The organism is Bythopirellula polymerisocia, from assembly GCF_007860015.1.
Lineage (GTDB): Bacteria > Planctomycetota > Planctomycetia > Pirellulales > Lacipirellulaceae > Bythopirellula > Bythopirellula polymerisocia.
Genome location: NZ_SJPS01000001.1, coordinates 1,018,810 through 1,041,411 on the forward strand (window position 1 = coordinate 1,018,810; position 22,602 = coordinate 1,041,411).

General features: G+C 54.5%; 20 protein-coding genes. 10 read left to right on the forward strand and 10 right to left on the reverse strand.

What is annotated here, in order from left to right; translation table 11 throughout:
- The first annotated feature begins 102 nt into the window (after window positions 1–102).
- Window positions 103–885, forward strand: a complete 783-nt coding sequence (locus tag Pla144_RS03960) for a TrkA C-terminal domain-containing protein (protein WP_146447994.1) — start codon at window positions 103–105, stop codon at window positions 883–885.
- 10 nt (window positions 886–895) lie between these two features.
- On the opposite strand, the gene glnA is transcribed toward Pla144_RS03960, so the two are convergent.
- Window positions 896–2,326, reverse strand: coding sequence for a type I glutamate--ammonia ligase (gene glnA / locus Pla144_RS03965; protein WP_146447995.1), 1,431 nt, complete (start codon window positions 2,324–2,326; stop codon window positions 896–898).
- A gap of 138 nt (window positions 2,327–2,464) precedes the next feature.
- The gene (locus tag Pla144_RS03970) at window positions 2,465–3,454 is read right to left on the reverse strand and encodes a glutamine synthetase beta-grasp domain-containing protein (protein ID WP_146447996.1); all 990 of its coding nucleotides are present in this window, start codon (window positions 3,452–3,454) and stop codon (window positions 2,465–2,467) included.
- 38 nt (window positions 3,455–3,492) lie between these two features.
- Here Pla144_RS03970 and Pla144_RS03975 point away from each other — a divergent pair, with 38 nt between their 5' ends.
- Both Pla144_RS03975 and Pla144_RS03980 read left to right on the forward strand, forming a co-directional pair.
- Window positions 3,493–3,705 carry a hypothetical protein gene (locus tag Pla144_RS03975; RefSeq protein WP_146447997.1) on the forward strand — a complete coding sequence of 71 codons (213 nt, stop codon included), beginning with the start codon at window positions 3,493–3,495 and terminating at the stop codon, window positions 3,703–3,705.
- A gap of 410 nt (window positions 3,706–4,115) precedes the next feature.
- The gene (locus tag Pla144_RS03980; RefSeq protein WP_146447998.1) at window positions 4,116–5,117 is read left to right on the forward strand and encodes a serine/threonine protein kinase; all 1,002 of its coding nucleotides are present in this window, start codon (window positions 4,116–4,118) and stop codon (window positions 5,115–5,117) included.
- A 61-nt stretch (window positions 5,118–5,178) separates the two neighbouring features.
- Here the strand turns inward: Pla144_RS03980 and Pla144_RS03985 are convergent, their stop codons facing one another.
- Together Pla144_RS03985 and Pla144_RS03990 are read right to left on the reverse strand one after the other, a co-directional pair.
- The gene (locus Pla144_RS03985; protein WP_146447999.1) at window positions 5,179–6,093 is read right to left on the reverse strand and encodes a hypothetical protein; all 915 of its coding nucleotides are present in this window, start codon (window positions 6,091–6,093) and stop codon (window positions 5,179–5,181) included.
- Between the two features lie 154 nt (window positions 6,094–6,247).
- A complete protein-coding gene (locus Pla144_RS03990) occupies window positions 6,248–7,147 on the reverse strand; it encodes a hypothetical protein (protein ID WP_146448000.1) in 900 nt (299 codons plus the stop codon).
- 217 nt (window positions 7,148–7,364) lie between these two features.
- Between Pla144_RS03990 and Pla144_RS03995 the strand changes: the two genes are divergently transcribed.
- On the forward strand, window positions 7,365–8,453 hold the full coding sequence (locus tag Pla144_RS03995) for a TIGR03009 domain-containing protein (protein ID WP_197530369.1): 1,089 nt from the start codon (window positions 7,365–7,367) through the stop codon (window positions 8,451–8,453).
- 11 nt (window positions 8,454–8,464) lie between these two features.
- Here the strand turns inward: Pla144_RS03995 and Pla144_RS04000 are convergent, their stop codons facing one another.
- Complete coding sequence (locus Pla144_RS04000) at window positions 8,465–9,619, reverse strand: glycosyltransferase (protein ID WP_146448002.1); 1,155 nt, start codon at window positions 9,617–9,619, stop codon at window positions 8,465–8,467.
- A 124-nt stretch (window positions 9,620–9,743) separates the two neighbouring features.
- A complete protein-coding gene (fusA, locus tag Pla144_RS04005; RefSeq protein ID WP_146448003.1) occupies window positions 9,744–11,843 on the reverse strand; it encodes an elongation factor G in 2,100 nt (699 codons plus the stop codon).
- A gap of 481 nt (window positions 11,844–12,324) precedes the next feature.
- Between fusA and Pla144_RS04010 the strand changes: the two genes are divergently transcribed.
- From Pla144_RS04010 to Pla144_RS04020, 3 genes are all read left to right on the forward strand, one after another.
- Window positions 12,325–13,257, forward strand: coding sequence for a CAAX prenyl protease-related protein (locus Pla144_RS04010; RefSeq protein ID WP_146448004.1), 933 nt, complete (start codon window positions 12,325–12,327; stop codon window positions 13,255–13,257).
- Between the two features lie 90 nt (window positions 13,258–13,347).
- Window positions 13,348–14,019, forward strand: a complete 672-nt coding sequence (locus Pla144_RS04015; RefSeq protein WP_146448005.1) for a hypothetical protein — start codon at window positions 13,348–13,350, stop codon at window positions 14,017–14,019.
- A 282-nt stretch (window positions 14,020–14,301) separates the two neighbouring features.
- On the forward strand, window positions 14,302–15,192 hold the full coding sequence (locus tag Pla144_RS04020; protein WP_146448006.1) for a LamG domain-containing protein: 891 nt from the start codon (window positions 14,302–14,304) through the stop codon (window positions 15,190–15,192).
- Window positions 15,193–15,240: 48 nt separating this feature from the next.
- Here Pla144_RS04020 and accD read toward each other — a convergent pair whose 3' ends face one another.
- The 4 genes from accD to scpB all read right to left on the reverse strand — a co-directional run bounded on the left by accD (window position 15,241) and on the right by scpB (window position 18,569).
- Window positions 15,241–16,071: an acetyl-CoA carboxylase, carboxyltransferase subunit beta gene (gene accD, locus Pla144_RS04025; RefSeq protein ID WP_231936155.1), complete on the reverse strand. Its 831-nt coding sequence runs from the start codon at window positions 16,069–16,071 to the stop codon at window positions 15,241–15,243.
- A 166-nt stretch (window positions 16,072–16,237) separates the two neighbouring features.
- Window positions 16,238–16,837 carry a histidine phosphatase family protein gene (locus Pla144_RS04030; RefSeq protein WP_146448008.1) on the reverse strand — a complete coding sequence of 200 codons (600 nt, stop codon included), beginning with the start codon at window positions 16,835–16,837 and terminating at the stop codon, window positions 16,238–16,240.
- Between the two features lie 41 nt (window positions 16,838–16,878).
- Window positions 16,879–17,571 (reverse strand): ribulose-phosphate 3-epimerase, encoded by a 693-nt coding sequence (rpe, locus tag Pla144_RS04035; RefSeq protein ID WP_146448009.1) that lies wholly within the window; start codon window positions 17,569–17,571, stop codon window positions 16,879–16,881.
- Window positions 17,572–17,816: 245 nt separating this feature from the next.
- Complete coding sequence (scpB, locus tag Pla144_RS04040; protein ID WP_146448010.1) at window positions 17,817–18,569, reverse strand: SMC-Scp complex subunit ScpB; 753 nt, start codon at window positions 18,567–18,569, stop codon at window positions 17,817–17,819.
- 153 nt (window positions 18,570–18,722) lie between these two features.
- Here scpB and Pla144_RS04045 point away from each other — a divergent pair, with 153 nt between their 5' ends.
- The 3 genes from Pla144_RS04045 (at window position 18,723) to Pla144_RS04055 (ending at window position 21,604) form a co-directional block, all read left to right on the forward strand.
- Complete coding sequence (locus Pla144_RS04045; RefSeq protein WP_197530370.1) at window positions 18,723–19,670, forward strand: mechanosensitive ion channel family protein; 948 nt, start codon at window positions 18,723–18,725, stop codon at window positions 19,668–19,670.
- 78 nt (window positions 19,671–19,748) lie between these two features.
- Window positions 19,749–20,123 (forward strand): cupin domain-containing protein, encoded by a 375-nt coding sequence (locus Pla144_RS04050; protein WP_146448012.1) that lies wholly within the window; start codon window positions 19,749–19,751, stop codon window positions 20,121–20,123.
- Window positions 20,124–20,191: 68 nt separating this feature from the next.
- Window positions 20,192–21,604: a class II fumarate hydratase gene (locus tag Pla144_RS04055; RefSeq protein WP_146448013.1), complete on the forward strand. Its 1,413-nt coding sequence runs from the start codon at window positions 20,192–20,194 to the stop codon at window positions 21,602–21,604.
- Window positions 21,605–22,602 lie beyond the last annotated feature (998 nt).

Genomic DNA, 22,602 nt, shown 5'->3' on the forward strand with positions numbered 1-22,602 from the left:
TTCGTTTGCGGAGTGATTGGGACGGACATCACCCTCAAGAATAAATGTGTTTGGATCGAATTGATGTTGGCAGGCTAGATCACACTCAACAGCCGAAACCCTATGGAATTACTTTTACCTGTCATTTCATTGCCAGTCGTTTTGGCCTTCTCGTTGATCATTATCCGAGTGGGGACGATGGCGCTCATGCTAACGGGCCTGTCTCATGAATCGGCCCGATTTCAGTCTCATTCTGCATTTACTGGAGTTGGCTTCACCACCAGTGAGGCAGAGTCAATCACTATGCATCCGGTACGTCGCCATATTGTGATGGCGCTCATGATTGCAGGAAACGTGGGCATTGCCACGGCCATCAGCTTCTTCATGCTCTTCTTGCTCAGCGCCAAACAGACAGGTTATCAGAATATTGGAACAGGTCTGGTTTTGTTGTTCGTGAGCCTGGCAGCTTTGTGGTTGTTGGCTAGCAGCCGGTGGGTAGAGAACAAGCTAAATCGAGTCATTGCATTGGCAATCACCAATCTTTCCCATCTCGATATCAAGGACTATGTATCGCTTCTAGAGTTGTCGAAGGGCTTCTCGGTCACCGAACTCACTATAGAGTCAGGGGACTGGGTAGCGGGCAAGACTCTCGCCAGCCTGGGTCTCGCACGTGAAGGCATCCTGGTCCTAGGAATCAAGCGGGAGAATGGCTCTTACGTAGGCGCACCATCCGGCGATAGCCACATTCACCCAAACGATACCATTGTCGCCTATGGGCCCCTCAAGCGGCTTCAGGAGCTTGCTACACGCCGTGCAGACGAAGCTGGCAACGCAGCCCACACCTTGGCCGCACAGGCCTATGACGAGTACCTTGCGAAGCTGAAAATCGAGGATCCGAACGTATGATCCTTGGCCCCTACATATCGTAGTACAAACAGAATTCGTAAGGATGCGGACGCAAAGCCAGGGCCTCGACTTCGTTCTTCTGTTTGTAGGTGATCCAAGTGTTTATCACATCCTGAGTAAACACGTCGCCTCGCAGGAGGAACTCATGATCTCGCGACAACGCGGCCAACGCTTCGCCTAAGGATCCGGGGGTGCTAGGCACCTTGGCCAGTTCCTCAGGTTCCAAGTCGTAAATGTCTTTGTCCAGCGGTTCACCTGGATGGATCTTGTTCTGAATCCCGTCAATCACAGCCATCATCAAGGCGGAGAATGCCAGATAGGGATTGGAACTCGGATCGGGGCAGCGGAACTCGATCCGCTTCGCCTTGGGGCTGGGGCTGTACATCGGGATTCGACAGGCTGCCGAGCGATTACGCTGAGAATAAGCCAAGTTGACAGGTGCCTCATAGCCGGGCACCAAGCGTTTGTAGCTGTTGGTAGTGGGATTGGTGAAGGCCAAGATGGCAGGGGCATGGGTCAATATTCCGCCAATCGCATAGATCGCCTCGTCACTTAAGCCCGCGTAGCCACCACCGGCAAAGAGAGGTTGTCCACCCTTCCATAGCGAGATGTGGGTATGCATACCCGACCCATTGTCGCCGTAGAGGGGCTTGGGCATGAAAGTGACGGACTTATTGTGCTTCCATGCGACATTCTTAATGATGTACTTGAAGAGGCACATGTCGTCGGCCATTTGCACCAAGTCGTTGTATTTGAGATCGATTTCCGATTGCCCAGCGGTGGCCACTTCATGATGCTGGGCTTCCACGTCCAAGCCACACTCGATCATCGTCATCATCATTTCATTGCGGAGATTCATCAGTTGATCCGCCGGCGGCACCGGAAAGTAGCCTTCCTTGTGGCGCAATTTGTAGCCCAGGTTGGGGCCATCCCCGGCGCGCTTCATGTCCGTGCCCCGATTCCATTGCGCCTCGTTGCTATCGATAAAGAAATAGCTATGCTGCGGCGCCTGATCGAAGCGGATGTCGTCAAACACGAAGAATTCGGCCTCGGGGCCGATGTAGCAAGTATCGGCGATGCCGGTGCTCTTGAGGTAGTTCACCGCCTTGCGAGCTACGTTGCGGGGATCGCGGGTGTAGTCCTCGCGGGTGATGGGGTCCTGGATATTGCAGATCATGCAGAGGGTCGTGATCTCAGTAAATGGATCGATGAACGCCGTCTCGGCCTGTGGCACAAGCAGCATGTCGCTTTCGTTGATCGCTTGCCAACCCCGGATGCTCGAGCCATCGAATCCCAAGCCGTCCTCAAATATTTCTTCTTCGAGCTTCTCGACAGGAATCGTAAAATGCTGCCACAGGCCCGGAAAATCCATGAACCGCAGATCGACTGCACGTACCCCACGTTCGCGGCAGAGAGCCAAGACATCTTGAGGCGTTAACATGCGTGTCCCCTTTACTGAAAGAGAAGAATTGATTCGGCTCCTACCACTTGAGTGACACGATACAATAGAAAACCCCTCCTGGCCAGCGGTGGCCAAAAGGGGTCTTCAAGAGCTTAGCGGCCATCAACGGGCCGACGGTTAGGAACGTAGAGTCGCCAGAATCTCACGAACCACCTTATAGGGATCGGCATTGGAAGCTGGACGGCGATCTTCCAAGTAACCCTTCCAGCCATTCTGCACGGTGCCGATTGGAATTCGGATCGATGAACCTCGATCGCTAACTCCGTAGGAGAATTTCTCTATCGACTGCGTTTCGTGCAAACCGGTCAGGCGCTGATCGTTGTCCGACCCGTAAGAAGCGATGTGCTGCTTATGACGTGCGCTGAACTTTTCGCAGATTCCTTTGATTAGTTCCTCGCCACCCTTATCACGAATCGGAGTGGTGGAGAAATTGGTGTGCATACCGCTGCCGTTCCAGTCCCCTTTGATCGGCTTGGGATGAAGTTCGATATTTACATGGTGCTTTTCACCAGCACGATGCAACAGGAAGCGGCTCAACCACAGGTCATCGCAGGCCTGCTTGGCACCCTTACCAAAGAGTTGGTATTCCCACTGGCCTTTCATCACTTCGGCATTGATCCCCGTGACAGACAGACCCGCTTCGAGACAGGCATCCAGATGCTCCTCAACAATATCGCGGCCGACACAGTTCATGATACCAACCGAACAGTAGTAAGGTCCCTGGGGACCAGGATATCCATCGACGGGGAAGCCTAGTGGCTTGCCATTCTTCATGATGGTGTATTCCTGCTCAAAGCCAAGCCACAGATCAGGATCGTCCTCGAAAGTGCCACGCCCATTGGAAGGATGAACCGAACCATCCGCATTGAGCACTTCGCACATCACCAAGGAGGCATTCTTGCGGCTCGGATCTTTGATCATCCGGACTGGCTTGAGCAAGCAATCTGAGCTGTGCCCCTCGGCCTGTTGGGTGCTACTGCCGTCGAACGACCAACCTGGGCAGTCCTCAGGTTTCTTTGGTTCGCTATCGACGATCTTGGTCTTGCTACGAATGTTGGGCTCGGGCTTGTAGCCGTCGAGCCAGATGTACTCTAACTTGTAACTCATCTTTAATAACGCTCCTCAAATGGTTTGGATGCAAACTTGTGATGCGCTTCCTTGCAGAAGTGTGTTGTCGCTCCTTGGTCGCCCCTCGCTATGCTGTGCCACGTGCCCGTAGCCGCTTAGCCGACAACAACTTGATATCGCCTCGACAGACAGTGAATTTCTCCACTGCCGCCGTCAAATGGGAAATGCCGGTTCCAGACCGTGTCCGCAATCCATCGACAAGCCCATATCCTAGAAAGATTGGTGCCTGACCGCTAGACGCCGACAACGGGTTTGAAACCGAACTGGAACCACGCTGCAGCTCTGCACCCCTGGGAAAGGAGTGCGTGCCAAAAAAGCAAGAAATCCGCCTTTGTTCTACCACCCTCTCCCGGATTTCTGCGAACGAGACAGGGCACTCAGAGGGAGAGCAATCTGGGTGCCAATCTCATCAAAAAGTGGTGGTATTTTCTCTAAGCAGTTATATGGCATATACTTAAACCTCCATGCCTGATTCCCAAGTATTTTTCGCGAGCCCATTTGTTGCACGACCAGGATGCATCGAATGCCTGATCGCTGGGCACTACGAACTGTTTAGTTTGCGGTGTATAGTCCTGGCTGCCCTCAATTGTCGCCCATAATCCCATCGTCATCTCATCCGCACCTATCCTATCATAGCAAGATGACCGAACTGCCGACCCCTCCTCAACGCAAACTGAATTTCTTGCCGACTTCGGCCAACTTCAAGCTGCTGGAACCCTTGGGGGTCGGCACCGTGGGAGTGGTTTATCGTGCCGAGAGCCCTGACATAAGCGAGCCCGTGGCGGTCAAGCTCCTCCACCCGACGATTGCGCATGATGAGAATATCGTGGATCGCTTCCAACGAGAAATCGTCATTATGGAACGGCTCAACCATCCGCACATTGTCCGCAACTACGGTGGTGGCATGATGGATGGTCAATATTTCTATGCCATGCAACTCTTGGAAAGTGGCACGCTGAAAGACCGCATCAAGAAGTTTGGCCCGCTCCCTTGGCCACAAGCAGCGGCTTTCGCTGCACAAATCGCTTCGGCCTTACAGCATGCCCACAACCACGGCATCATTCACCGCGATCTCAAAACCAGCAATCTCTTCTTCAACAAGGAAGGAAAGCTGCTGCTAGGAGATTTCGGTATTGCCCGCGATACCCACGATGCCGACATTACCGGCGTAGGAATCACAGTCGGCACATACGCCTACATGTCACCCGAACAAATCTGTGGTGACAAGGAAATCACTGGCAAGGCTGACCTCTATTCCCTGGGTTGTGTCATGATGGAGATGCTAACTGGCCAGCCCCCCTTCATGGGAGCCAATTTTGCCCAAGTCTGGGGCCAGCATCTCAACGATAAACCTCCAGGAATCCGAGAGCGTGGTATCGAGTGCCCGGAATGGCTGGAGAAAATCGTCCTCCAACTTCTAGAAAAAGACCCCGAGCGCCGCCCCTTTAATGCCCGGGCTGTGCAAGGCAATTTGAAGGATCACCTGATCGAAGAATTTGGTCCGGACCTATCGCATCTCACACGGGACTTACCGCCACTGGAAGATGTTCAATCACCCGAAAGTCCCTCCAGTAGCCGCATCGTTTTCGTGATATTGCTCTTGGCCGCCTTAGTCGCCGCCGCCGTAGTCCTCGGCAAGTAAATTCGTTAGCCGCGATGGGCCTGCCGATTTTAGCGAGGTGGAGCGGAGCGAGTAATATCCGCTACCTTGAGGGGTAGTAGGAGTGAACCGCCATGAGTAGCTCTCCTGAGGATCTGTAACCAATGCCGTTTTCAGTCAGGGCCATTGTTACTGGGCCCTTCAGCGTCGCCTCTATCGTACGGGACGTGGCAATCTCGATCGCCACACTGCCCGTGGCTACCACATGCAGTGGTGCTTCCGAATTCCCAGCGGTTGCGATCCTCGCTGTAAACACAGCACACTCCCTGCCATCCGCGGTTCGCAATTCGTCAAGCCGGAGTTCAAATTTTCTAACGTCTCCCATCTTGCTGAAACCCATCATATCGGCGGCTATCTCGAGAGGGACATTCAGGGTATCACCGATTTGAATTTGCCGAGCAAGCAAGAACTCGGCCAGTGGATTCGGCTTACCAAAATTCTCCATACTTTTGAGGACGACTTCGAATTCCTCCCGAGTTGGAATCGCCCCTGCGGAATCCGTGATAATCAATTGGTCCTGGTCTCGGACAATCATATAACTCTTGCCTTCGACCACTTGAGCACTCTCTTGGTCGGGCTGAGGGTTTTCGGGCGACATCTGCCGAGCAAGCGGGTAGAAGACCTTCGCTCGGAGCGCCTGGCCACCGGTGACTTCGAGTACTTCGATTTCCCGTTCTTGGCGACTCCGCATCGCCGTTTTGCTGTCGCTGGCAACCTGACCTGCTTGTTCGATCACTGTGCGAAGCTCAAGTTCCATTCCAACTCGCTGCACTACCCGATCACCTACTCGAGTCGGTTGCTGGGAGAACGTGATATGCTTGCTGAGTGCTGTGTCCTTAGTCGTTGAAATTTTTTCTGTGTGCGTCGCTTGCTGAACCGATGGCTCGGCGGAAGACATGCCGTGTGATGAAAGCGCCAACGCAAGCGACGAGAGATAAAGATGCAGTGTGTATCGCATAGCACGTGTCCTGATGAGTCGTAACCCGCGTAACTTAGGCGAGTCTTTCCGAAACTGGAATGGCGACCGCGTCGCTCAGGTTTTCGAGTCTCGGAGAGACTCAATTTCAGTGCGAAGAGTCTTGCAACTCTCCATGGAGGTCAACATCGATTCGTCAGCTAGCATTGGCCGGAATCAGGGCATCGAGCGCCCGCCAGGCGATTTGCCAAGAAGAGGTTCCTTGGTCGTAGGTTTCCCACCACTGGAGCAGCATCTTGGCCAGTTCGCTCTGATTGTCCCGCTCCAAACACCAGCACTCTAATGCCCGCTGGACAGTAGTAACGTCACAAGTCGCCCATTCCACGCCCTCAGCCGCAGCAAGAACCGCTGGGATCGTCGCCAACTGTGCCAGCCGATCCAGTCGATCTCCGGCGACCGCATCGGCATAGATCGGCGCGTCGACTTGGAGCTGCGCCAGTAGCCACCCCAGTCTCAGAGCTTCAGGTAAATCTAGATGAGGGTTAGTTAACACCCCTTCAATGACCACTCGATTGAAGCGAGGATACGCACAACCATATCCTCCTACAAACGGGGCCACGAGCACCACTTCAGCCGTCTCGGCGACGAAGGATTCTTCGGTCGATCGAGCCAGCTGCCTCAGCAAACCCGGTCCACGGGCCTCCCACTGCTCGTGCAAGGGGCGTGCTCGCAGGGCTAACTCGTCGACCAACTCTGGCCGCTCGGCAAGGGCGCGCGTTTCCAGGCCACTAATGGCCGCAGACAGGACGCTGAGTCGCTGTTCAGTCGCTGCAGTTTGGCCGTATATGCGAGAGAGGACGATTTCTGATAATTGGCGATTGTTCTCGTACTCCGGAGCCAGGCAAACCAGCATTTCGAGGATTTTGGTCACTTCCAGGCCACAATCCTTGATGCTTTCCACAAGGCAATCGCCCGGTTCTTGCAGAATCTCTGCAAGCGAATTGTTGACGGCAGGCAGTCCCTTCACGGCGGACAGTACGGCGTACAAAGAACTGGCTGAAAGATCGGCCTTCCAACGGAGATTCGTGTTGGTCATGGGCCAATAGTGCGCGCAGTGCTTTCATCACGTCAAGAGTGTTTTGCTTCACATTGTGGAGAGCATAGATCTCGCCGCCAGACGGGGTGGAGCAAATTTCTCACATCTATCCTCTAACCAATATCTACTACTCAATTTCGCCCTGGTGAGCTTGTGGAACCGTTGCTATGATCCCCGCCCCGTTGCCGACTCGTCGGTGCTCCGATAGCAGACCTCTGTGGAAACTCGCTCCGCACCTGCCCAAAAAGAGACCATCCTTATGCAACTTTCGATGAGACTTTTGACCCTCACTTTGTTGATTTGCTCCGTGCCTACGGTCAGCGGCCAGACGCAACTGCCGAGCACTGCAGCTACCGTACCGCAGCAGTTCCCTGCAGAGCAACCGACTGCTTTGGGAGGTTTGCAACAACCGAGCCAGTTGCCAACCACTACCCTTGAGCAAACGCAGGCGGTTGGCGCACCACTAGCACAAGTTACTTCAGTCCCCGCCCAGCAACCTCCGGGTGCCATAGCCCCCACGGAGCAAGCAGCGTTTGGCCCACCTTTCCAACTCGATGCGGTCGAACAGCAATTCGTCGACCAGATACTGCAGATGTGGGAAAATGCGGGGGCGAATATCAAGACCTACGATTGCCGGTTCGAACGCTGGGAGTACGATCCAGTCTTCGGTCCATCAAACGACCCCATGATCAAGTGTACGGGACAACTCACTTATGCAAAGCCTGACAAGGGGAGCTTCAAGATCGAAGATATCCAACGGTACGTGCAAAAGGACCCCGAAAAGCCGGGGGAGTACGTCCTACAGAAAGAGGAAGTGGGCGAACATTGGGTCTGCGATGGCAAGGCGATCTACGAATACAAACACGACAAGAAGCAGCTCGTCGTGCAACCGCTGCCTGAGGAAATGCGGGGCAAATCGATCGTCGATGGTCCGCTTCCCTTTCTATTCGGCGCCGAGGCTGCCAAGCTGAAGGCTCGCTACTGGATCCGCAGTCGCCAGGGCAACGCAGCAGAAATCTGGCTCGAAGCCTACCCTCGCACCCAAGCCGATGCCGCAAACTATCACCATGTCGACGTCATGCTCGAACGCAAAACGATGATGCCTAAGGCGATTCAAGTCCACATGCCCAATGGCAGTAGTCGAGCCGTATACATGTTTGAAAAACCCTCAGTCAACGGCGCGCTGAATCAACTGTTCGGAGCACTGTTCAACTCGCCTCGGACCCCGCTCGGCTGGACCCGAGTTGTAGAAGAATTACCCACGGCTCCGCAGGCAGCCCAATCTTCAGACACTCAGTTGAAGTGATACGAGAATCTTTAGCCCAGTATCTCGCGATACACCTGTGCAACACTCCCCGCCATCGCGCTGGCTGAGAAATTAGCACTGTGTTGACTGCGAGCATGTCGGCATAGCGATTCGTAATCGAATGGACTGTCATCTCGGACGATTTCGCCAATCGCGGCGGCGAGTCCTGTAGCATTGCCGGGCTCCACGAGCAATCCGTCCACTCCCTGCCGCACCGCGCTGGGTATGCCTTCAACCGCACTCGCCACTACAGGCACTCCGGCTGCTAAGGCCTCCAGCACCACCATCGGCAGGCCCTCACCAAACAAGCTGGGCAGTACGAAGAGATCGACTTTGCGGAGCTCTGCGTGGATATCGCTCACAAAGCCGGTCCAGGTAATCAGACCAGTGATGCCAAGTTTTTCTGCTATTCCCATGACTTCACACTGGTAGCCATGTGTTTCGAAGGGGCCGATGGCTCGGAGGCGTACGTCATGGCCGTCGGCTCGCAGCAAGTCGAGGGCTTCGAGCAGGACTTCAATTCCTTTGCGCGGCCGAAAGAGGGCTGCCATCCCGAGTGTCCACTGACCGGTGGGTCGAGTGCGGCTGAATTCCTCCACTCCAGGTACCCCGTTTGGGACATAAGAGATTTTTTGCGGAGCGAAGCCTTGCGAGATCATCAACTCTTGGAGGCTCGGTGATACGGTTATGAGGCGCGATGCACGTCTTAGCAGCCAATGTTCCAACTTGGCGTTAACCACGTTCTGCAGCCATCTTGTTGAATCTTTACCAGTGGGACTGTGGACATGATAGACCAGTGGCACATCGGCCAGTCGGGCTGCAATAGCTCCGGCGAGCAGAGACCGTGGTGTGTGGGCGTGGACGAGGGCGTAGTCTTCCTGGCGAATCAGCTCGGCAAGCTTGCGACCGCATTGCCAGTCAAATCTGCTCCGCATGGGGGTCCGATAGAGCTGTGTGGTCCGCGACATGCGCACCTCAGGAAACCGATCCGGCTTCACACATGCAAATGTTACGTCGTAGCCAAACTGAGGAAGCTCTTGGGCGAGCAAGTCCTGCACCCTCTCGGCCCCCGAATAGTGCTCGCCATTAATGACGTGCAGTACGCGCTGGGTAGAGACGGCCGGTGCAAACGGCTCATCAGGGGGTGCAAATAGAGTTTCCGTCATACGGAAAGTCTAGGTCACATGCACCAGGTGCGATTATGCCGATTCTAGGGAGCAGATACGTCAAACGCCCAGGGGGTTGCAACCCCCTGGGCGTTGGCGGTGTTTACAAATCTTCCATGTGGTTTTACGCCGGTTGCAGTTCGCGTTTGCGATCGGCGATGATATCCGTCTGGATGTTTCCGGGTACAGGAGAATACTTGCACAGTTCCATGGTGAACGTGCCTTGACCCTGGGTTTGACTTCGCAGGTCTGTCGAGTACCCAAACGTTTCAGCTAGGGGTATCTCGGCGATGATCTTGCAGATGCCGTTCTGCGTATCTGTCGAGACCACCATCCCGCGCTTGCTGGAAATCTGTCCCACCACAGGGCCTTGGAAGGACTCGGGGCACTCGATTTCTGTTAGCATGATCGGCTCGAGCAGCACAGGCTTCATTCGCTGGAAATTCTCGCGGAAACATTCCTGTGCGGTGAGCATGAAGGCCATGTCGGAGGAGTCAACATCATGGTAGGAGCCTTCGACCAACTCGATTTTGATCCCCACAACCGGATAGCCAGCCAACGGCCCCTTATCCGTCATGTTGCGGAAACCTTTTTCGATTGCCGGGATAAAGTTTTTGGGGATCTTGCCACCGGTAACTTTATCGACGAAGAGAAATTCCTTCCCTTCTGCGGCTTCCCGATCTTCGTCGGTCATGGGGCTGATCGTTCCCACGATGTGACCGTATTGACCGGAACCACCTGTCTGTTTCTTCCGTTTGTGGTCGTAAGCGAAGGGGACTGTGCCGCTCTCACGGTAGCTCACCTTGGGGGCACCAACTTCGACATCCACGCCGTATTCGCGGCGGATGCGTTCAACATAAATCTCCAAGTGCAATTCGCCCATGCCCGCGATACACGTCTCACCGGTTTCTTCATCTGTTGCAACTTGGAAGGTTGGGTCTTCTTTACGGAACCGTTGAAGGGCTTTTCCAAGTTTATCGGCGTTATCACGCGATAGGGGATTGATCGACATCTTGATCACAGGTGCAGCGACGAACATGCTTTCCAATGTGCAATAATTCGGCTGCGAGCAGTAGGTATCACCACTCGCGCAGTCAATTCCCATGATCGCCACGATATCGCCCGCCTCGGCCTTGTCGATTTCCTCGCGCTTGTCACTGTGCATTTTCACGATGCGACTGAAGCGTTCTTTCTTGCCTGTACGCTGATTGTAGTACTGCTCACCTTTTGCCACGGTGCCTTGATAAACGCGGGTATAAGTAAGTTGGCCATATTCGTCGTCGACGATCTTGAAGGCCATGCCCACGAACGGATCCTTGGGGTCGCTGGTCAGAGGGATTTTCTTGCCTTCCTCGGTTGGATCCAGGGCCACGAACTGGCGATCGAGCGGTGAGGGGAGATATCGATTGACCGCGTCAAGCAGCGGCTGGACGGATTTGTTCTTGAAGGCAGAGCCCATGTAGACCGGCGTGAAGCCTTGGTTGATCGTCGCGTCACGGATAATCTTGTGAATCAGCTCTTGGGGAACTTCTTCTTCCGAGAGCAACAGTTCCATCAGCTCGTCGCTATACATCGAGAGCGACTCAAGGAGATGATGCCGACCCGCTTCGGCAGCTTCTTGCAGTTCCGCGGGGATCGGCTCTTCTCGCACGATTTCGCCATTGGCCCCGTCGTTGTAGACGGCCTTCATGGTGATGAAATCGACAACACCCTTGAAATTATCTTCTTTGCCAATTGGCAGTTGCATAGCCACCGCGTCGGCGCCGAGTTTATTGCGAACCTGCTTAACGACAGAATCCGGATTGGCTCCCGTGCGGTCCATCTTGTTGATGAAGGCCAGTCGAGGGACGGAGTAACGCTTCATCTGGCGATCGACAGTCATCGATTGCGACTGGACGCCACCCACCGAGCAAAGCACAAGTACGGCGCCGTCGAGCACGCGAAGGCTTCGTTCCACTTCGACCGTAAAATCGACGTGGCCTGGCGTATCGATCAGGTTGATGTCGACCCCTTGCCACTTTACCGAGGTTGCAGCACTGGTGATGGTAATGCCGCGCTCCTTCTCGAGCTCCATGTGATCCATGGTCGCACCATCCCCACCTCCGCGCACGTCCTCAATTTTGTGGATGCGGCCAGCATAGAACAGAATGCGCTCGCTGAGGGTAGTCTTACCCGAGTCAATGTGCGCTGAAATACCGATGTTTCTTACTTTGCGAAGGTCCATAAACTTGCCTCAACCAAACGATCAACGATCCCATCAAACAACAAATAGTGCGCCTTTACCACTTGGTACAACCAAGCAGCAAGATACGGAGGAACGACCCGGAAGGCGACAGCCCTCCAGGCTAACACTCAGAATTCCAACAAGGGCGGATTTACGTCACCCTGTCGCTAGGCGGGGTAAACTGCTATTTTGCCGTTATTGTTCTCTGATAGCTAGTGCAAATGCGTTTTTTACGGGTAATAGTTGCCGTCCTCCGCTGGACAGTTGTACGCCCCGTTAGCGCATAAGATTAGGCATCGCGGGCAATCGAGAAAATACCGATTTTCGATTCTCGCCAAATCCTGTCCTTTTCTGGCACGAGGGGACACGAACAACTTGGTCAAAATGTCCTTCACACATCCTTAATCACAGCGTTAAGTGCTTTGCTTGCCGTCAGATACGCATCAGGGTCGAATCGAACTAAAGTCAAAGGGATGCTGGCATGGCAACGGACAATCCTGAACCCGCGAAGCAAGTGGCGGCTCCGCTTCCTCCTGGCTGGCTCTCCCGTTGGCCAGCAGTTACTTTTCTGTTCCCGTTTGCTGTTTTCATGCTGATAGGGAGCCTGGAACCGACCCCGCCCAAACCTATCAGCAACAATGGTCTAATCGAGGAGACCTCCGTCGAGAATCCGTTGGACCAAGTGCTGGAAGCCCCAGAGGCCGACGAATACTCTTCGAACGAAGTCGGCTTGATCCCCAAAATCCCGTACACATATTACCCGTGGGTCTACTCGCTAAAGATTGCCCTGACAGCAGTTGCGATGGTGCTCGTCTGGCCAGGTTACCGCACATTTCCCTGGCAAGTGACTTGGCTGAGCGTCGCCGTGGGAGTCGTCGGAGTCGTGCTATGGGTCCTGCTGTGCCACTTGCGACTCGAACCCAGCATCATCGGCCCGCTGGACCGTTTCCTGGGTGGTTTCATTCCAGGCCGAGAGCCGGGTGACACACCCACGATTGGCCTGCTTGGTATTCTGGGAACTGGTGAGCGGAGTGCTTTCAATCCACTGGAACAGATGGCCAACCAACCTGCTGCTGCCTGGGCCTTCCTATTAGTCCGCTTTATTGGTTTGGCTTTAATCGTGCCAGTGATAGAAGAATTCTTCCTCCGCGGCTTCTTGATGCGATTCGTCATGCACCAACAGTGGTGGCAAGTCCCATTCGGTGAGGTCGATGGTACAGCGTTGTTGGTCGGCACACTGGTCCCAATGATGATGCATCCTGGCGAATTGCTGGCCGCGGCAGTTTGGTTCAGCATGGTCACATGGCTCATGCTTCGCACACGCAACATCTGGGACTGCGTGGTCGCGCACGGTGTGACGAACCTGCTGCTGGGAATCTACGTCGTGCTTTTCGACCAGTGGCAATTGATGTAGAGAGAGTGAGTAATTTGGAGACTACTTGCACACCCAATTTTCGCTATAATCTGTGTTCGATGTTGCTAAAAATATTCCCTCAAAACTAGTATGTCCACTACTAACACCTCCGATTCGTCGCTCATTCCGCCGCGGTTTCTGTTTCGCTTTACGGTTGAAGTGCATCACTGCGAACCTTTGTGGAGTACTGCAGGAGTTGTGCTCAATGAGAAGTATTCGCTTCCCGTGCTTGCTCAGCTCGACGGCCAGCGGCAGTTGGCCGAAATGCGCATGGCTTGGAGTTCGCAGGGTCTAGCCTGGTGGGTCCGCGTGGAAGGTAAGAGTCAACTCCCCTGGTGTCGAGATTCACGCTTAGAGGACAGCGATGGATTGCAAGTCTGGGTTGACACCCGCGCGACTATGAACGTGCATCGAGCAAGCCGGTTTTGCCATCGTTACGTCTTTCTGCCACGCGGGGGAGGCCACTCCGCCGAAGAGCCTGTTGCGGACCAGCTACTGATCAACCGGGCCCGCGAGAACGCCCGGCCAATTCGCCCCCGTGAATTGCAGGTAAAAGCGAAGGTTACCAAAACGGGTTACGAGATGTCGGCTTTTGCTCCTCTGGTTGCATTGTACGGTTTCGATCCCGTCGGTTCGCCCCGTTTGGGATTTACCTACGCGTTGCTTGATCGCGAACAAGGACTGCAAACCTTCGCGGCCGGCACCGAGTTTCCCTATGAGGAAGACCCAAGCTGTTGGGCTGAAGTGCTGTTGGTGGAATAAATCTAGCTGAGAACACGATCTAGTTTTATTATCCGACTTTCCTAACGCGACAATATGTCGCGTCGCTGCTTGCTTCGCTATTAAGCATTATTGTCGGCACTCTTAATACGGCAAACCACAGCCTGAGATGCCTCTCTAGATGCTCATCTTTCTATATTTTCACATCTGCCTTCTCAGTTAGTTCGTAGCTACTGCTGGATATGCGTACTGATGTGCGCTCAACTTGCATGGTAGCAACTTGTATTTTCATCTTTGTTGGATTTAGAAAGTAGAGAGGTTCTAATGATGAGGTTATTCCGATTTTCACTCGCAACTCTAGGCATCGTGTTGATGGCGATGGGGTCGGCTCAAGCCAGCCATACGCTCGGATATTTGTTTGATGATGCCCCTGGTTCGTCGACGGCCGTCGCAGACGGAGGATCAGCTGGTTCTGCACCGGCGCTAAATATCGTCGGTCCTGCCGTCATAGGTGCGGATGGATCCGGCGTCTCCGGCAAACCGGGAGACAGGGCGCTCGACAATCGGGCAGCTAATGGCATGGGTGGGACCACCAATAGTTCAGGCGGACGTGGCACTCATGCCGCCGATTTCGAAGCCATTGACGGGCTATTGAAGTTTACCATCGCTGGCTGGTTCAAGACCGATGGCGCCGCTCCATTGGGTGGCAATGCTGTGTTGTATGCGAATCGCTCAGGAGTCGCAGGGGTAAGTCTTCATGGCGACCCCAACACACCCGGCAATCTGGTTCTGGCAGTCGACAATGGCAGCAATAGCTCAACAGGTTTCGGTGCAACGCAAGATTGGGTGAATTTCGCTGTGACATACGACGGAACTGTTTTGCAACCTGGCCCGAATGTATTCTTCTACGCGGGTAGCAAAACAACGCCTCTTGCTTTGGTAGGCTCCGGAACCAACACCAACGGCTCAGGGAACGACCCGGCTTCCAACGAAACCGCGCCCTTAAGTCTTGGCTCACGAGTGTTGTTTGGCGCAGTTGACGCCGACCCCTTTGATGGATTGCTGGATAATTTCCGCGTGTGGGATGAGGTCGTCCCGCTCAGCGCGCTCGAAGGCATTCGCGTGAATGATGCTGGCGTGCCAGAGCCCTCAACCCTCATGTTGGTTGCGATGAGCGTTGTACCAATGCTGGCTAGGCGCCGATGCAGGATCTGATTTAAAGCGAAAAATTCTAGCCCGGGTTGTCGACCACTTGAACCAATACTACTTGCCACAGTAGTCGATGATCCGGGCGATTTCGCTTTTGAGATCGGCCCGCTGAACGATGCGGTCGATGTAGCCGTGTTCTAAGAGAAATTCGCTGGTCTGGAATCCCTTAGGCAGCTCGATGCGGATAGTGGCCTTAATGGTGCGTGGTCCGGCGAAACCGATGAGCGCCTTGGGCTCGGCGAAGATGATGTCTCCCAGCGAGGCGAAACTCGCAGCAACGCCACCCATCGTGGGATTGGTGAGCACGGAGATAAACAACCCCTGGGCTTCATCGTATCGGGCCAGTGCGGCAGAAACTTTTGCCATCTGCATGAGAGAAAAAATACCCTCGTGCATCCGTGCTCCCCCGCCCGAGCCACTAATGATGATCAAGGGCAAACGCTCGGAGGTCGCTCGTTCGACAAGGCGCGTGAGCTTCTCTCCCACGACTGATCCCATGCTTCCCATGATGAACGCCGAGTCGGTAACCCCAAAAGCAACCCGCCGAGCACGAACCATACCGCTGCCGGTGAGTGCAGCATCACGTAGCCCCGTCCGTTTTTGCTCGGCGACGATCCGCTCGCTATATTTCTTTTTATCCGTGAAACCCAGTGGATCCGTGGGGGAGAGATCGGCATCCCATTCTTCGAAAGTTCCGGCGTCGAGCACCGTATTGATCCGGTCACGTGCTCCGAGATACATGTGAAAGCCACACTCGGGACAGACGTTCATCAGTCGCTCGCATTCTTTGCGGAAGATCATCGCTCCACAATCTTCGCAACTGAGCCACAAACCGCTCGGTACGCCACGTTTCTCCCGCGCCGGCTTTGCCTGTTCTTTCGACATTTTAGTTTCGCCGGTTGCCATACTGGCAGGTTCTCGGTCAATGCCAGGGGAAAAATTCGGACCATGACCCAGTCAAAATATACAATGCGATGCTATCATGCTGGGTGCTAGTGGCCAGTATACCAACGGTGGCTACGTCCAGCCATGCCGCCGGGTCGGGGAATGCCTATTCTTCAATCGGAGTGCTGTTGGCTATGGCTAGGGGTTGGGAACCAGGTATCAATTCCCAAGCGGGACAGGATTGGCAGCAACACTGCCACAGGTTGCCGAAGTCCGCGTCCCTCAGCAGATGAACGAGTACGCTCGCCAGAGGCTCTGGCAATACAAGTGCGATGGTTCCTTCCTTGTGCTTCTTTGACAATTTGGCTAGCACATCTTGCAGCCTTTCTTTGGCAGCTTGCAGAGTTTCGCCCTCGGGGGGACAAACTGACTCTGGGTTCTCCAACCATTTGCGGTATACCTTCGGTTGTTTGCTTTTCACGTCGGCTACAAGCATTCCTTGCCACAAGCCTAGGTTGAGATTCTTGAGATTCTTATTCGACTTCACTTTCTGATGCAAAAACTCCGCGACCAATTCGGCTGTTTCCTGAGTAGCTGTGCCTGGCCCCGCATAGATCGCCGCCACAGCATGCTGGCCCAATTGCTCGGAGAGGGAGGCAACCTGAAGCTTCCCTTCCTCATTAAGAGGAAGATCGATGGTTCCTTGGATCCGACCTTGGGTGTCGTAATCCGTCTGACCAGCGCGAATAAGTAGGATGTCTAACATAGTTAATACACGATTCAATGTAAGTGGAATCCAGATTCTCTCTACGGTTTGACTTGAGCCAATCGCTGCAATTCCTTCAAGCTCGCCGCGTAATCGGACGTGCGAAAAATGGCCGAGCCTGCGACAAACATCTCGGCCCCGGCAGCAGCACAAGTGGCAATCGTCCCGGGGCCAACGCCTCCATCTACTTCTACGAGCACCTCAGGAGGAAGCATTGCACGCAAATCTCGAACTTTGCTCAGCACGCTTTCATCAAATTCTTGACCACCGTAACCCGGCATCACCGTCATGGCGAGCACATAATCACAGGCGTCGAGAAATGGGGCGATTGCAGATATAGGCGTAGGAGGATTCAGAACCAGGCCTGCTGCCGCCCCCAAAGAACGGATCTCGTCGAGCACAGGTCGCGGATCTTCTACCGCTTCGATGTGAATCGATATTAGGCTTGCTCCGGACGCAACGAACTGCTGAATGTATTGCCCGGGGTTCGAAATCATTAAATGCACATCCAACGGCAACTCAGTGACGCGACGTACCGCTTCGACGATCGTGAATCCGTAAGTGATGTTGGGAACAAAATGTCCGTCCATGATGTCCAGATGTAAGGCTCGCGCACCGGCATTTTCCACCGCTCTAATCTCGCGTTCCAAGTTGCCAAAATCGCAAAGCAGCATCGACGGCAGAATCACCGGTCGTGTAGCGCGCAACTGGGCAAACGTTTGTCCGTTACTCATAGGGTTTAGCGATAGAGTGAGTCGGCGGGATCAGACTTCGTGCAAATCGGATAGGTTTACAATTTGGCCGACAGTGGGGGGGACGCTCTGACAGGGGCCAGATTCTATCAATCTACGCTGGCGTTCTCTACAGGGATAGTTGGGAAGGGATTGGGCTGATTCTCATTAACTGTTTGCCCACAACGACTTACGACAAATTCTGCCGACCAAGAAATCCACAGCTTGGGGCTTGGCTACCCCCCATTTCAGTTGTCATCCAGGTCTTCGCTCTGTGGCAGTTCCGCAGGCGAACGGATATTCAGCAACTGATTGAATCGCTCTGTTGTGCGATACACAGGGTTTGAACTGGTCTCAGCGGGGCGTTCCAACTTCAGCAGTCCCCGGCGAATCAATTGATTCAAAAGGACCGTGCTGCGCGAACCCCGCACCTTCGCAACATCTTCGGCGCTCACCGGCTGGCGGTAGGCAACGATCGATAGCACTTCAATCGTCTGAGGCGACAATCTCACTTGCTTGGTATTGCCGCTCATCCGCTGCCGAACGGTCTCGAACTCCGCACGGAGCTGCATGCGATAGCCGGCACCTTCACTCACGATTTTGTAGCTACAGCCAGAATTCGCATAGATTTCATTGAGTTCCTGAATCAGTGAATCCACTTCCTGAGGAGAGACGTCCCGGATATGTGCCGCCATCGATCGGTTGCTCATGGGGCTGCCATCCTCCTGCCCAACGAACAGCATTCCTTCAACAATCATCCGCGGCGAGAGGACCTGCTTTTCGCGAGCGTCGGCCGATTCTGATTGGTGCACCTCATCGAGCGACTGAGCTAACTCGCGATTGGCGACCTCTGGGTCCGCCGGTTCGCCGGAGTCCGGAGCAGTCAATCGGGCAAACGCGGCAGAGAGTCGCTGGAGCGAAAACCGGCCCGCGGCATCTTCTGCATCCGTCACTTTGCCAGCAACGTTCTTACCTGAATCAGTCTTTGAGGATTTGGTCATCACTGGAAATGATAGAAGTCTCTGAGTTCGAGCGACAATAGCGTTCTGGCGTCTACTGCTAGCAGTCGAGTCTGGCCTCGACACGCGGAAACGGCCTGGGTTAAAAAACCGATGTTTTTCCAGGCAATTTCCCCCGCAAAGTTTGAAACTCGTATGAATCTTTTCTTACTCGCCCAGGTTGCCCCCGCCGCCGCAAGTGAACCCGTCAAGAAGCTGAACGCAACGGAAAAAGCGCTTCAGCAATTCTGGTTGGATTTCTGGAGCATGGACTGGAAGCTCATCGACGCAAGCGAGTGGCTTTTCGTTGCCAAGTATTACGGTCTCCGCGCGATGTTTGTCGTGGTGCTGATGATTCTGGCATGGACTCTCTCGGGTTGGCTCTCTAGTGGAGTGCGACGTGGGCTCACTCGCGTCAGATTTGATGAGACACTTACCAAGTTCATCTCCAAACTAGTTCGGTGGGGGGTCTTGCTGCTCACGGGCCTGACCTGCTTAAGTTACTTCGGAGTGGAAACCACCAGCTTTGCTGCCCTGATCGGAGCCGCAGGTCTGGCTATTGGCCTCGCGTTTCAGGGGACCCTCTCCAATTTTGCTGCGGGAGCGATGCTGCTGATTTTTCGTCCCTACAAAGTGAGTGACACGGTGAATATTGCTGGTCACTTGGGAAAAGTTAACGAAATCGCCTTATTCACGACTGAGATCGATACTTTCGACGGCCGACGTGTCATCATTCCCAATAGCTCGATCTTCGGTGCCGTCATCGAGAACATCACCTACCACCGCTCGCGTCGAGTCGATATTGAGGTCGGTACCGAGTATTCTGCCGACATCGACCAGACCCGCCAGGCCTTGGAGCGTGCCGTGGCGGTCGTTCCTCAGGGACTAAAAGACCCCCCACCAGCTGCGGTCCTTCTGGGACTGGGCGCTTCAAGCGTCAATTGGTCCGTACGCGTCTGGGCCAATCGCGAAGACTTCGGCGACGCGAAACAGGCCCTCATTCGAGCAATAAAAATGGAGCTCGACCGCTCGCAGATTGGCATCCCCTTTCCACAGATGGATGTCCATATCCAATCGGCCAATGGCAGTGAACAGGCGGCCTGACTTGAAGCTGAGACATTTGGGAGTTAGCTTAACGGCTGGCCAAGTCGATACGTCTTCAGCCCGTGCCGTGAGTTTTTCATGGATGTTCGCAATCTGAATTCCGTGCCCGCATTTTCCACCAAGGATGGTTCGGAGATCCGTGAGCTACTGGCCCATCGCAATTCGTGCATCGTGAACCAAAGCCTGGCCGAAGCGAGGCTTCCGGTTGGCGGCAGCACGGACCCGCATTACCACCCCTTGTGCGAGGAAATCTACTTTCTGCTAGAAGGAACGGCCAAAATGCAAGTAGAGGATAACGTGCAAGACGTAGGCCCCGGGGACGCGATTGCTATCCCGCCCGGGGAACGCCACCAAATCACCAACACGGGAAGCGGCACACTACGTTTTCTTTGCTGTTGCGCCCCCGCCTACGAACACGAAGACACGATCATGGTCGACGATTGGCCCAAGTAGTACGCAACACCTCCAGGCGCTTACCGACGACTAACCACCAACCACTAGCCACCAACCACCCAATCACGATGCCAAACTTCCGCACTGAACGAGACACAATGGGCGAGATGCAAGTTCCCGCCGAGGCCTTGTATGGCGCTTCCACTGCCCGCGCTGTCGATAATTTCCCAATCTCTTTCGAACCGGTTCCGGCAGCGATGATTCATGCTTTCGGGCATCTCAAGGCCGCTTGTGCTGAGGCTAATCGCCAACTCGGCAAGCTTGATGCCAAGCGGGCCGACGCGATCATCGCTGCGTCTGACGAGGTAGCCGAGGGAAAGTACGACCAACAATTCCCGGTCGATATCTACCAGACCGGCTCCGGCACTTCGACCAACATGAACGCCAACGAAGTGATCGCCAACCTGGCCAACGAAAAGCTGGGTTTCGGCGTCGGCGCCAAGGGGACCGAAGGGGCCGTCCATCCCAACGATCATGTGAACATGGGCCAATCCTCGAACGACACTTTTCCTACCGCGATGCACATCGCTGCCGCCAGTGCGATCAAAAAAAACTTGATCCCTAACCTGGAGCGTCTCCAGTTGGCCCTCGCCGAGAAGGCTTCCAAGTGGGACACAATCGTGAAGATTGGTCGCACCCATTTGATGGATGCCACCCCGATCCGCGTCGGCCAGGTCTTTGGCGGCTACGCGGCTCAGGCTGAGTATGCCGTCGTCCGTGCCAAGCAGGCCTTGAATCTCCGCACCAACCTCGAGATCGGCGGCACCGCCGTCGGCACGGGCATCAACACTCATCCGGAGTTTGCCGCCAAGGTGTGCGCGGCACTGGGAAAACGACTCGGCATCGATTTCGAAGAGGCGGCCAACCATCCCGAGGCTCAAGCCGCTAAGGATGCCTTTGTCAGCGCCCACGGCGAACTCAAAACGATCGCCGTCTCGCTGACCAAAATTGCCAACGACATTCGTCTCTTGGGTTCCGGCCCGCGTTGCAGCATCTTTGAGTTGTCGCTCCCTGCCACGCAACCAGGTTCATCGATCATGCCGGGCAAGGTGAATCCTGTCATTTGCGAAGCGGTAATCCAGGTCGCCTGCCGCGTGATTGGCAACGATGCCACGGTGACCACCGCCGGATTGGGGGGCGTGGGATCGCTGTTTGAGCTGAATGTCGCCATGCCGGTGATGATCGACGCCTTCCTGGAATCGACCAAGCTGCTAGCCAACTCGGCAGGCGTGTTCGTGGACAAGCTCGTGAAGGACCTGGAAGTGAACGAAGAACGTTGCCGCGAGTTGATCGACCAATCGCTGATGATGGTCACGTCGCTCGCGCCGGTGGTGGGCTACGAACAAGCGGCCACCCTGGCCAAGGACGCCTTCAAACTCAATACCACCATCCGCCAGTTGTGCCTCGACCGCAAGATTCTCCCCGCGGCAGAACTCGACAAGGCGCTCGACCCCGACAGCATGACCCGACCGTCGGTGTGAGTAGTGAGCAATCGGCCTGATGTACATTCGCGGGGCAACCGCGAGTTGCGTAAACCCAACAATCGTTGCTCGCTTCTGCGCATCGTAGCGGGGTTTTTGTCGCGGTCATTTCGTAGAAAACTTTTTTTACAAAACAAAACCCCCTCCATTTCTGCGAGCCCGATTCGCTTCAACTCATTGGCAGGCAACGTCTTACGTAGCAGTCGGCTGTTGATGTTTTTGGGAGTTTTGTAAAACAAAACTCGACTCTCCCGCGACAAAACTCCCTGTGCTTCGCGTCCTCGAAGTGCTGACGACAACCGACGAATCTCTAGCCGCGTCGCCGGTCTGGGGGCAACAATAATTCCATTTGATTTTCAAGGAACTTGCCTAGTGGTGGGCAAGACCCATTGTATTAAACAGGGTGGCACAATTTCTAGTAAAAAGTGGTGAGTGGCGAGAGGGGGGAAGCTGCAAGTCGGAACGAGAAACCTAACGCGGCACCTTGCCGCAATCATAATTCATGGAACAGGAGGCAACGAAGCTAACAGAGCGAATGAAAGTAATGAAGAAAGAAACACTTATCTTCGCTAATCTTCACTAATTTGGATTAGCGCTGATTAGCGTAGATTAGTGTTCCACGCTACTTTCTTATACCTCCGTTTTCTCGGTTATCTCCTGTCCAATATATTTGCGCACGTCGAGAAGACTTGAATCGTAAGTAGCACGACTGGACATGGATAAGATTATCCGAACTTGTCGCCTTTCGCTCCGCGAAAGTAGCGCTTCTTTCGCGGAGCGAAAGGCGACTAGGTTCCGTTCCCTCCGTTTTCACTGCAACCTCAGGTTCAATAAATTGATGCAAGCTGAGAAGATTTGTATCGTTTGGAATACGCGTTCCGGCAATTCATGACGGAATGGAAGACTCTCGCAAAGGGGCAAAGGAGGAGGAAATGGGGCTGGGATTCGGGGGCTGGGAGTTGGGGGGGCGCTACGTGCCCCGACGCGTTAGAAGAGAA